Raw genomic sequence first — 12,437 nt, forward strand, 5'->3', positions numbered from 1 at the left:
CCCTTTACACGTGACGAAATGACCCATCCTAAGCATAATATATATGCCTAGCAATAACTTATGCTTTTTGCTATTAATAGAAACTCATAAAATAAGGACGTTTCGCGCTAAAATAGGGAAAGTGTCCTCTGATAAAGTTGTGAGGTGCCACGGTGGCTCCAAATAAATTTAAGGATTAAAAGTGTCAGATCAACGAATAAAAATACCAAGAGCCTCAGATAAGGCTTTAATCTCCTGCTTCAAGGACTTGGCAAAAATCACTGGGGTTTCGCAAATTAGCGTTAATGCTTTGGGTTTTGCGGCTATAGGTGATGTTGATCTAGATGCGGATTTTCCTGACTCTTTAGAGTTAATTTTAAAGAAAAACTCGGCAATTATTGACACCATTTCATTAAACCTAGCTGGTCTGCCTATTTCTTTTCATCGAGGAGGTAATTATCAACCTCAAGAAAAGTCAGGCATCTTTGATGAAATTGTATTTCGAAGAAATCACCAGCAAGGTACTGTTGATAACGAAATCATAATTGAGGCAATTGCCACAATTAATAAAAAACTTAAAGCTTTTGATGCCAAAAGAAGCTTGGCTGGCCCAAGTGAGGAACAAGCTCAATTTGACGCTATTCATAATTCTAATATCGAACGACTGGAGTCTTTGAACGAGGAGCTAGTAAAGAGCACTCATGAGTATCGATTGCAACTAGACAGAGAGTATGGCGAGCGGATTACCAAACTTGAATCTGATCTTAATGACAAAAAAGCAACATTAGATGAAGAGTTCGCTAATAAAGAGTCAACGTTATCCGAACAATTAGGCGAGCTTGATAGAAAGAGAAAAGAGTTAGACGACAGCAGCAACACACATGCTAGACGAGAAATTCGTAGGGACATATTAAAAGAAATCAAAGCTAGGCAAACTAAATTTAGTTTAACCGACGGGACAAATAGCCTCCGTAAACCAATAGCAATTGCGATGCTTGCGCTGATAGCAATTTTTATTGTCTTGGCTGGAGTATCTGTTAAGGAGTTTTATGAAGTTCTTCAAGGTAGTGATATTAACAAAATAATTATCGCTAGCATCAAGCAAGCTATTTATTCCGCTGGTGCAATTGGTTCGGTTATATTCCTTATTCGATGGATGAATAGGTGGTTTGAGCTACATTCTCAATCAGAGTTTGAACTTAAACACTTTGAGCTAGATATGGAACGAGCAAGTTGGTTGGTCGAAACGAGCTTGGAATGGAAAGATGCAAAAGGAACCGCCATACCGCCAGAGTTATTGGATAGTTTATCTAATAATCTTTTCTCTAATGAAAAGGAAAAAATTGACCCGCTGCATCATCCAGCAGATCAGCTGGCATCAGCGCTTATGGGCAGCGCATCTTCCGTAAAACTAAAAGCGGGAGATTCATCGATAGAAATAGATCCCAAGAAACTAGCCAAGACGAAATCAAGTAACGCAAGCACCTAACAAATTGCTGCACACGGTAAAATTAGTCGTTGCGCTCCTAATTTTCCGGTGAGCAAAGCGTTAGGCTTTCTTAAAGATTTGGTGTAATTATGGATGAAATAAAAGTTTTAGATTTAGATCCTAAACGGTTTAATGCACTTGCTGCACAATCAAGAAGTCCAGCCGCTGCATATATAAGTGAAGAGCTGGCATACTATACTGATGATAATGAAATTGTTTTAGGACTTGTTCTAAGAGATACAATCGATAACGATTTTGTTGGAGTTTTATTCGGAAGAGATGAAGGAGATAGATTTAGGGCTTTCGATGTTGAAGCGTCAATTGAAACCCAAGAGGAAGCAACCAATTGGGTGAAAGGTGGTATAAAATGGCACGTCGGTCAAGGTAAAAAAGAGTTTCCTCAAGGAGACAACCAAAAAAATGTAGATCTATTCACTCCTGTTGTTCCTGCGCGCAAACAACATTTATATTTTTCAAAATTATCGCAAGAAGAAGCATTTGCACCCGCTAAAACTGTTATTAATGAGCTAATGTCACACTTTGTTGATATTGATGGTAACTTTGTAGAGCAATTTCAAAGTACAGGCTTTGATGCGAGACTGTGGGAGCTTTACCTAAATACTTACCTTAATGAGGAGCAACTGTTCTTTGATAGAGAATACAATGCGCCAGATTTTATTGTTGAGAAATATGGACAGAAGGTAGCAATTGAAGCAGTTATAGTTGGGAGAAAGCCAGACAATCCTGTTTCTGCTTTTAAAGTCGAACCGAAATATTTAGACCCATCTGAGATCAAAGAAAAACATGAAAATGAAATGCCAATAAAATTTGGCAGTCCTTTATATTCCAAATTAAAGAAAGAATATTGGAATCTCGAACATGTTAAAGGAAACCCTCTAGTTTTCGCCATAGCTGATTTTCATGATGATCAATCAATGCAGTGGAGTTCAAATGCATTGATTAACTACCTTTATGGCGTTAAACATGAATTTAATTATGACAAAGATGGGAAGTTAGTAATTTCGGCATTAAAAATTGATAAACATGAGCTGAATGGTAAAGAGATACCTTCTGGATATTTCTTTCAGCCTGATACCGAAAACGTGAGCGCTATTATATTTTCTGCAAGTGGCACAATATCTAAATTTAACCGTATAGGTAAACAGGCAGGTTTTGGAGGCGATAACATAATCATGCAACGTATCGGCATGTATCATGACCATAACCCTGACGCTTCATTGCCAAAAATGTTTATGTATCAGGTAACTACAGAATCAAAAGAAACATGGGCAGAAGGCTTATCAATGTTTCACAACCCAAATGCTAAATTTCCAGTATCAGAAGAGCTTTTTCCTTCAATTGCCCACCATCACTTTGATGACGGGCAAATAGTAAGTTCATTACCTGAATTTCATCCGTATTCGTCTACAACAATAAATATGAAACTAACGAAATAAAGGCCATATAAGCAGCTTAAGTCGTAACAAAACAATTGGTTACGTTTCTTTCCTCAACTAATTTTGTCCGCTTAACGTGGGCGCTATAAATCTCAATCGGAATTTTCATGGAAATAAAAGTCATAGCAATGGAGTTAAATAGATTGTCAGAGGCAGTAAGTGTTGGGCAGTTTGATGAGGCTATGAACGGTGCCGATATTTTGTTTCAACAAGTCAATGAAGATGCTAAGAGAAGTGCTCAGTTTTTTACAATCATATCTAACATTGCCAGTATATTTATTGATATTGGGCACATGAAACCATGTACTGACTCAGCTCAAAAGGGCTTGAATATTCTCAATGAACATAAGGATGAGATAGCCGAACAGATTGGAGAAGGTGCCTACTTTTACAATTTAAGTAATGCAAAATCAACTTTAATCAGTGAGAAGAACCCATTTAACCACACCTTTTCTACAATCGAGCAACTTGTAGAGATAAAAACAGACCTTTGGAAGGCTACCAAATCATTCAGCGATAATAATGCTGGAGAATTTAAGCCAATCTTTATCGTCAATTTAGGGAACTCCTTGAAGCAGCAGTTTCGAATAGCTGAGGCTATGGAATGCTACGATCTAGTTAATTCATTAAATCAAGATATCCCGCAATCGTGGATCAATAGATCTGCAACTCTTATGATGTTAAACCAAGTTTCGAATACATTTTCTATACAAATGCTAGAACAGATTAAAAATGGGTATGAAAATGTACTTTTATCAGAGCAGATTCCTCCAATGTGGCTTGAGCATTATAAGGAACAGGTTGCTTTTCATGAAAATAAGATTAGCGAAGCTTGTGAAGATGCTGGTATTGAACCTGATTTACATGATTCAGAAAAAACTAAAGATGAATATGAAAAACTAAGTAGCTACAGAAGGTTTTGTTTAGACAATAAGTTAAGTTTATCTGAACATGGCTTGTACTGCCCGTGCGCGGGAAGCTCCAGAGATAACTTAACTATACCTACTGCCGGAGGAGTAGTTGGTGATTTTGTTATTCCTATGGAAATGGTTCTTAATCGGTTAAAGTCAGAGTTTGTGTTCGCACGACATTTATATTTTGAATACTTTACAACAGAGAGTGATTCTGAATTACTTCACGACTCATGTTTTTCAGAGCTTTTTAATGATGAATTACTAGGTATAGATGTTGAGAAGCTTAGAACTGCTTTTCGATCATGCTTCGGTATATTGGATAAAATAGGTATAGCTATTTGCGAGCTTTTTAACATTTATCCTCCCAATGGAAAGGTCTATTTCCAAAGTTTTTGGCAACTCGACCGTGATAGTAGAAGAGAACTTTTTAGTAGTATTAAAAGCCCGGGGCTCCTAGCTTTGTATAGTATTGCTACTGATTTGAATGAAAAAAAAGGTGGTGAGTGGTCGTTTTTGAAACAGTTAAGAAATGATTTGGAACATGAGTTTGTGGTTGTTCATAAGAGTGAGACTCCAAGTGATATCTACGAGTCTTACGAATTCATGGATAACATAGTATTTATCAAAGAAGATGATTTTATTGAACATCTTCGACGTATATTGCAATTAACAAGATCTGCAATATTTTCGTTTGTGTTTGCAGTTCGTGATAAAGCATTAAACGAAAAGAAAGATGGAGCTATTTATCTTCCTAATAGCATCTATCGACAAGATTATATATTTGAAGACCAAGATTTATAACAAGCGCATGTCGGTGAAGCCAAAGAGGTTAAGTCTTGACTTCAGACATTATAACTCCTGATCGTCTGCTTATGGCACTCAACCGCACTTCGGCTAAGAGCGAACTACTGACATTGAGCTAATCTTCATTGTTAGAAAGCATTATGCTGTAGCATTATAATGACTTTTTATTTTATAGGGATCTGAAATAACAAATGATTAGAACTTTTTTGTTGTGTTGCACTTTTATAATTGCGACGTCTGCTTATGGAAATATGCCATCCTATTTCAACGAAGATATTGATAGCGAGTATAGAGAGCTGCTTAAACATGCAGACAAGATGCTTCCTGAAACAAATAAACAGCTAGCATATCTTCCTTCATTCTTTCCATTTAGCCTGTTGGATGTTCGCCCAACAAATTTCGTCAATAATAATGACAAGCAAGCCTTTGCAAATTTTAATTTTGGGGTATTAGGAAGTAGGTTCCTGAATATTAATAAGAAGCAACTTTCTAATTTGCCAAGTATCTCAATATGCAAGGAGCAAAAATGTAAAAAAGAACGAATTAAGCTGATAAAGCAGTTTTTAGTGGATTCAAAGAGTGAAGTTGAAATGTTGAGACAAAATACAAATATTTATATTGTCCAGCAAACGGCACCACATGTTTTTCGCATAAATAACACGTTTTATAGTCCAACGCAGCTTATTACCTACTACCCATCCAAACAAGCAGGATTCATCCCGTCAGGTGACTATAAGCTATCCAAGCCTGAAGAAGCTTCCAAAATGTTGGCATTATCTGAAGTTACTAAGGCTCTGAGAGAGGTAATGACTAAGTATAATGTTGCTGCAATCACGAGAGTAAACGAAGAGAGTCTCAACATAATCTTTGGAGGTATAAGCGATAACCACTGGGGAATCGTTATTAACCATAAATCAACTATTCCAACTTCTGGTGATTATAGCCATATAGGTTTGGAATTCGATATTGTTCAAAAAGTTTCAGATAGCAGTTTTTACTATCAGACTAACTAATGGCTGTTATTGGCACTTTTGTGAAGTTCAACTGTGAGTAAAAACTGACTGTCAACCCTAATTATTCCAAATATTGATTACCTTATAAAAGAAACAACAACGACAACCAGAGTAATAAACCCCGCAATCACAGCCTAATCAATAAGCATAAATTGATGAGGTATTGTTACTTTTAGTGCCTTATTGTTATTTATTGATCGTAATCAATAGATAACCTTTTAATACTCACTACACTTAACTTGCTGAGATGGAGCCGAGTCTATTCTTATGGAGTTGGTAATATGATTGAAAAATATGATTTTAGATTGTGAAGGAGAATAATATGCGAACAGGTAATATTTTATGGCCTACGGATTTTTCTGATACTGCATCACATGCTTTGCAATATGCCATTGAAATGGCGAATTTATATCAAGTAGGCATTCGTATTTTACACATTGTTGATCAGCCTTCAGATAATGAAAATTATATGATCCTTGCGATAACTCCCCAAGAGTTAGCTAAAAATATGGAAGACGCTGCGGCGAGTAAAATGCATGAGTTATTAGGTCAGTTAAATACTGATTTAAAGATTGAAACGGTTATTCGACATGGTGATGCCATTAATGAGATTTTAGATGAGACTAATAGCGGTGATATAGGCATGGTGGTAATTGCCAGTCATGGGAGAACCGGACTTTCTCATTTTTTGAATGTTAACGTTGCAGAAACGATCGCCAATAAAGCTGATTGCCCAGTGTTAATAGTCAAATAAAATTGGCGCGTATCTCTTGTCCCGCTGCGTTTTAGACGGGACAAAGTGGCCAGCAGGTTGGGTAAAAATGTGAGTTGTGTAAACATCAATACACGGTTTAATTGCCCGAAAGTGAACGTTTCATACTGGGGCAGTACCTGCATGTATAACCTGGTCTTTTCCTCATGAATTGACTGAATAATTAAGGTCCGCTTATGGCCACCCTCCAACCACTCCACAACATAAAATGTTGATAATAATTGGCAAGGTATTTTACTGTGTCGGATGGCGCTTCGCTTATCCGACCTACATTGGCACAAAGCCGCCTATTTGGATTTTCCCACCGGTAAAATAAAGCGTTTACTCAATACTAATACCTTGTTTTAAAAGGTACTCCACTACTTTATCAGTATGTGGCTTAAATGCTTTCCAACGGCCGATTGCTTTATTGTTAAGTGGTTGGCGTACTTGTACTTTACTGGCAGTAGAGACCGGTGCGGTGTTTAAGTGAAAATCTATACATTGCTCCTGCCACTCTAGGTTACAAAAGCTGACTAACTCTTTAATTTGTTGCTCGGGCTGTGCGACTAATTCTTCGTATTTTACTAATTTTATATTGCTGTGCAGGGTACTAAAGTGCTGCATTAGTTTGTAAAAACGGCTGTAAAATTTTGCAGTGTCGAGTAAATCGAGCGAGTACGCGTAGTAGGGGTTATTAATGGTAAATAATTGGCGATAGTTGCCAATACAGGTGTCCATTGGATCGCGCAGCATACAAATTATTTTGGCGTTTGGCAGTGCTTTGGTTATTAAATCGATATAAAAAAAGTTAAACGGGAGTTTATCTATAAAGTGCTTATGGCTACCGGTGATTACGCGAGTGGCATTTAAATAGGTTGACCCAAGCTGATTAAAATCAAGCTCGTAGGCTTTACTGAGCGTTTGAGTGTCGAGTACATGAGGTGTTTTTGTTTGGCTTAGCTTTTTAACACTTAGGCCAAAGTCTTGTAATTCACCGGCTGATTGTACGTCGCTGTGGCTCGATAAAATACGCTCAACTAATGTGGTGCCAGAGCGGGGCATACCTAATACAAAAATAGGTTCGGCCGTTGGGTTACCTTGTGTTAGCGCTTGTGTGTGCTGCTCACTTAAGAGTTTAATGTGTTCAAACAACTCAGTTGAGCTTTTATGATCAAACGGCTGCACAGCACGTTTTGCTACTTTACCTTGCTCTAACGCGTTAAAAGCTTCTGAAAATTCACCAATATCTTGATACTCTTTTGCTAAAGCATGGCCAATATGCAGTTTTGCATCGGGGTGCGTTACTTGCTCAAATACGTTTTTTAAGCGCTCAATATGGTTGTTTTGCTTACTTACTTTAGTTAAATCACTTAATGCAAAATGACTTTGATGGTGCAGCGGGTTAAGCGCTATGGCATTTTCAAAAGCGTGTTGGGCTTTATCAAATAGTCCTAAAAACTTAGCGCTTACACCGTAGTTATAATAAAACGGTGGTTGAGCTTTGTTAGCTGCTGTAGCCAGTTTAATAGCGCGCTCAAAGTAGTTAAGTGCTTGCTCGTGAATACCTGCTTGAGTAAGTGCAACGCCGAGTGTGTCGGCATCAAGGGCTTTAGTTATTTGTTTTAATGGCACCGATAGTGCGGTGTTTTTTGCTTTTTGTAATTCGCCAGTAAGTGCGTAACATTTAGCAAGTTGCGCGGTGTATTCAATACTTTGGCCAAGGGTGAGGGCTTTTTCGATGAGCTTTATTGCTTTGTGTATTTGCCCAACAGTTAAATTAACCATTGCTAGCAAAAAATACCCATCAGCAAAGTCTGGTTTGAGTGTAACTAACTCCACTAGGGCTTTGTGTGCTTGCTCTATTTTACCTTGGTTTAGGGAGTGTATTGCGCTTTGATGAAGTTGCTTTAAATTTGGCTGCATGGTTTTTGGTAATTATTTTGTGAAAGAAAATAAAAAGGCTCAAATAAATTTGAGCCTTAAAACATTGTTTAAAAATTACTATAAATTATATTTCAAATTTGTAGTTAAATTTAACACCTACCGTAAGCGGGCGATTAATGTAATGGCCGTAGTTACGTTGTATATCGGCACCATTTGCTGATGTTATATCGGCATCTGAACGACGAACTGAGGTAACTGCGTATTTGTTGAATAGGTTATCAACATATAGGGTAGTTGACCATGCATCAGCTGTTAATTTAGCTGATATATTACTTAAGCTGTAACCTGGTAGTGTTTCGCCATTGTCATGCAAGCCAACTCTTGTAATTACATCGCTTTGCGCGGTTAGACCGTAGTTAATATCAAGCGTTTTGTCGTTAAATACATCTGTTTGATAGTTTACACCCATTGAGAACTGATGCTCTGGAGAGCCTGGTAAACGGTCGCCGTCTTCTGCGCCATCGGTACCATCAGCATTAAACAAAAATGGCGCATCTGATGTTAGCTCTGCTTTTGTATAAGCATAGGTTGCATAAACTGAAAACGAGTCAGATAAAATGGCACGGGTAGATATTTCAATCCCTTTTGCGTTAGCGCTACCTGCGTTAGATAAGTACGGTAGTTGGCCTACATCAGTAGCGCCCGCAATTTGTGCATCATCCCAATCTACGTTAAATAGCGCGGCGTTAAAATGAAGTTGGCTTCTAAACCAGGTGCTTTTAAAGCCTAACTCGTAGTTTGTTGTTGTATCGGCATCGTAAAGCATTTCTTCTGGACTACCACAACCTGCTTGGTTAGCTGGTAATGGATCAGGACACGGTGCTAAACCATTTGAACCGCCGATTCTAAATCCTTCACTTACCGTTACATAGCCCATGACTGAATTTGTGAATTGGTATTTAGCATTAAACTTAAAGAGGCTGCCGTTATCGTCAGCTTCATTTTTTTCAAAGTTTAATGAAATAGCATCAGGTGCTGCGTCATCAAATAAGGTATTAAATAATGGAAAATCTACAGCTGACTCAGATTCAACGTCGTATTGGTATAAACGCATACCTAAAGTTACGTCTAGTTTTTCTGTTACTTGGTAGCCTATTTCGCCAAACAAAGCTGATTCTGTTATCTCGGTACGATCTACCGAGAAGTACTCAAGTTGATCTGGGCGAGACTGCGAAGCGCCAAAGTTTTCTACTGCAAAGTCACCAAAGCCAGGCGTAAACTCTTTACTAGAAGCATCCGTTTCTATTTTGTTGTAAAACGCACCAACAATCCAGTTTAAGTCGCTATCGCCTTGCGATACTAAACGCAGCTCTTGGGTGAAGGTGTCTTCTTCTTCAATCTCACGCGTGAAAGATGAAAACGCTGGGAATTCTTCATAGCCATAATCAAGGCGAATAAGTAAATCGGTTTGATCGCGTTGGCCGTCGGCATCAAAGCTCGAAATACCAGTAGCCGATACTAGCTCTGCAAAACCTAAATCGGCTTTTAGCTCAAGGCTTAGTAATTGATCTTTTTTCTCGCGCGGCTCTTCAAAGCGATAAGCCGATTCGTATTTACCTATTACGTCGCTTAAACCGTTGTTTGAATTAAGGCTGTTGTAATGAACAATCGAGCGGCCTTCGCTGTCTTGGTTTTGGTAAAAGTAGTTAAGCGTACCTTCAAACGATTCATTTGGTTTAAAGCGAACAGAAATACGACCTGTAGTGGTGGTTTCGCCGTTGGCGTCTTTTACATTTTTAAGGTTGTTACTAACTGCTGAGCTATCGCTCCAATCTGGATCTGGCAACGATACGCCAGGCTCACGTACTACGTAGCCGTAATCGATAAAACCCGGATCTTCATATACGTTTAAGCTGGCGCGCACTGCTAATTTATCTTCGATAATAGGAAGGTTAAATATAAAACCGCCTTCGCCACCTAAAGAGTCACTTTCTTTTGTTTGAAACAGGTCGCCGTAAACTTCAAGCGATGTAAAATCAAGCTCAGGCTGTTTAAGCATGTAACGAATTGCACCGCCTAATGTGCCTGCACCATAAAGGGTGCCTTGTGGCCCAATTAATACTTCAACACGCTCAATATCTACTAGGCGCATATCTACCGAAACAGGAATTTCGTTTATATAAGTAGATACCGTGCCGCCATCTGATGATGGACCAGACGAGTTTGTATTTAAACCACGAACAATAATAGGCGAGCCTGAGCGGCCACCTTGATCGGTAATTGTTAAACCAGGTACCCAGCGCGCTACATCCGCAAGCTCACTGATATTTTGATCTTTCATTATATCAGCATCAAGGGCTGTAATATTTAGCGGTGCATTTTGCACAGAGCCGCTGCGCCTTGTTGCTGTAACTTCGATTACTTCGAGTGATTTGTTTTTAGCTGCAACTTCTTCTTGAGCAAGTGCGGCATTAGGCAATAAAAATACGCTAGAAACAGCGCTCGAAATAGCCAAGGTTAACAAGCTTGGTTTAAACATAAAAAGTGATCCCCAGTTCAAATGTTTTACATTAGTAAATTAAGTTAAGCAGTTTATCAGGGAGTGAAGTCGCTTGGAATATTTAAATTGAATTTTAATTCACTTTTATAGAATAAATATGGTTTATATGTAGGGTTTTTATTTGGTTAATCGGTAATACAGGCAATGGCTTAGTGTAATTAGGTACAGTTAGATTAAAAATTAAACCCTTGTTTAAAGGTAAATAGTCATTCATATTTTAAAGGTGGTGTTATGACGTGCTCGTTAAACAAATTATTACATTAAAATTAATATTTCATAATGTCATTACTTATACTTTTATTAGCACTATTAAAGTGTATTTTGATCCCCATTAAGAATGTTAAGTCGCCATTATTAGTGACAGTTTAAGTTATTGAGTGAGCGTGTTTGATTGCCGCTTCGTATTCTCTTTTTTATTTTGTCCGCACTTTTTTGTGCGTGTTTTTAAGGATTAACAATGAGCCAACTATTTTCGCCTTTATCACTAGGGCAAGTAACGCTAGATAACCGTATTATTATTGCACCCATGTGCCAGTATTCAGCCAATAATGGCGCTGCTAGCGATTGGCATACTATTCATTTAGGCCAATTGAGTTTAAGTGGTGCAGGGTTACTTATTTTAGAAGCAACAGCAGTAAACCCAGAAGGGCGTATTAGCTACGGCGATTTGGGGCTTTGGAATAACGAAACCCAGCAAGCACTAGGCAAAAGCCTAAAAGCAGTAAGGCAATACAGCCCTATGCCTATTGGTATTCAGTTAGCGCATGCTGGGCGCAAAGCATCAACTGAAAAACCATGGGATGGTGGTGATGCGATTGCACCTGATGATGTAAATGGCTGGCAAACGCTCGCACCTTCTGCAATTGCGTACGACGCTAACAGCCCAGTGCCAAAAGCAATGAGCCAATCTGACATAGATTCACTAATTAAAGATTTTGTAAGTGCAGCTAAACGCGCTGATGAACTCGGCCTTGATTTAATCGAGCTTCATGGTGCGCACGGTTACCTGTTACATCAATTTTTGTCGCCACTTTCAAACAAGCGCGATGACAACTACGGTGGCAGCCTAGAAAACAGAATGCGCTTATTACTTGATGTGTTTAAAGCGGTAAGAGCGGTATTCCCCAGTAATAAAGCAGTGGGTGTGCGTATTTCGGCAACCGATTGGGTTGAAGGTGGCTGGGATTTAGAGCAATCGATAGTGCTTAGTAAAGCGCTTGATGAACTAGGTTGTGATTTTATTCATGTAAGTACGGCGGGCCTAAGCCCAGAGCAACAAATACCAGTAAAACCTAATTTTCAGGTACCGTTTGCAACAGCCATAAAAGAAGCGGTTAAAATGCCTGTTATAGCGGTGGGTTTAATTACACAGGCGCAACAAGCCGAAGATATTATTAGTGAGCAGCAAGCCGATGGCGTAGCACTAGCGCGTGGCATTTTATATAACCCGCACTGGCCGTGGCATGCAGCTGCAGAGCTTGGCGCTACAGTAACTGCACCTAAACAGTATTTACGCTCAAGCCCACATGGGCAGCCATCACCAATAAAATAAAGTTTAGTTTTTTTGTAGAAACCCAACCCGC

General features: G+C 38.7%; 8 protein-coding genes. 6 read left to right on the forward strand and 2 right to left on the reverse strand.

Translation table 11 applies throughout. The annotated features are described in order from the left end of the window. Window positions 1-181 precede the first annotated feature (181 nt). The 5 genes from FFU37_RS19165 (at window position 182) to FFU37_RS19185 (ending at window position 6,410) form a co-directional block, all read left to right on the forward strand. Entirely contained in the window at window positions 182-1,468 is a 1,287-nt protein-coding gene (locus tag FFU37_RS19165) for an AAA family ATPase (protein ID WP_138490332.1), read from the forward strand. Window positions 1,469-1,557: 89 nt separating this feature from the next. Beyond that, complete coding sequence (locus FFU37_RS19170; RefSeq protein WP_138490333.1) at window positions 1,558-2,925, forward strand: glycosaminoglycan attachment protein; 1,368 nt, start codon at window positions 1,558-1,560, stop codon at window positions 2,923-2,925. A 107-nt stretch (window positions 2,926-3,032) separates the two neighbouring features. Further along, a complete protein-coding gene (locus FFU37_RS19175; RefSeq protein WP_138490334.1) occupies window positions 3,033-4,640 on the forward strand; it encodes an LA2681 family HEPN domain-containing protein in 1,608 nt (535 codons plus the stop codon). A gap of 194 nt (window positions 4,641-4,834) precedes the next feature. Beyond that, window positions 4,835-5,656: a hypothetical protein gene (locus FFU37_RS19180; protein WP_238719438.1), complete on the forward strand. Its 822-nt coding sequence runs from the start codon at window positions 4,835-4,837 to the stop codon at window positions 5,654-5,656. A gap of 322 nt (window positions 5,657-5,978) precedes the next feature. After that, on the forward strand, window positions 5,979-6,410 hold the full coding sequence (locus tag FFU37_RS19185) for a universal stress protein (RefSeq protein ID WP_008165663.1): 432 nt from the start codon (window positions 5,979-5,981) through the stop codon (window positions 6,408-6,410). Window positions 6,411-6,749: 339 nt separating this feature from the next. Here FFU37_RS19185 and FFU37_RS19190 read toward each other — a convergent pair whose 3' ends face one another. Further along, complete coding sequence (locus FFU37_RS19190) at window positions 6,750-8,333, reverse strand: tetratricopeptide repeat-containing sulfotransferase family protein (protein ID WP_138490335.1); 1,584 nt, start codon at window positions 8,331-8,333, stop codon at window positions 6,750-6,752. An 85-nt stretch (window positions 8,334-8,418) separates the two neighbouring features. After that, window positions 8,419-10,833 carry a TonB-dependent receptor gene (locus tag FFU37_RS19195; RefSeq protein WP_002960583.1) on the reverse strand — a complete coding sequence of 805 codons (2,415 nt, stop codon included), beginning with the start codon at window positions 10,831-10,833 and terminating at the stop codon, window positions 8,419-8,421. Window positions 10,834-11,311: 478 nt separating this feature from the next. Between FFU37_RS19195 and FFU37_RS19200 the strand changes: the two genes are divergently transcribed. After that, window positions 11,312-12,406 (forward strand): NADH:flavin oxidoreductase/NADH oxidase, encoded by a 1,095-nt coding sequence (locus FFU37_RS19200; protein ID WP_138490336.1) that lies wholly within the window; start codon window positions 11,312-11,314, stop codon window positions 12,404-12,406. Window positions 12,407-12,437: the final 31 nt, after the last annotated feature.

Origin of the sequence: Pseudoalteromonas distincta (genome assembly GCF_005877035.1) — a bacterium.
GTDB classification, from domain to species: Bacteria; Pseudomonadota; Gammaproteobacteria; order Enterobacterales; family Alteromonadaceae; genus Pseudoalteromonas; species Pseudoalteromonas distincta.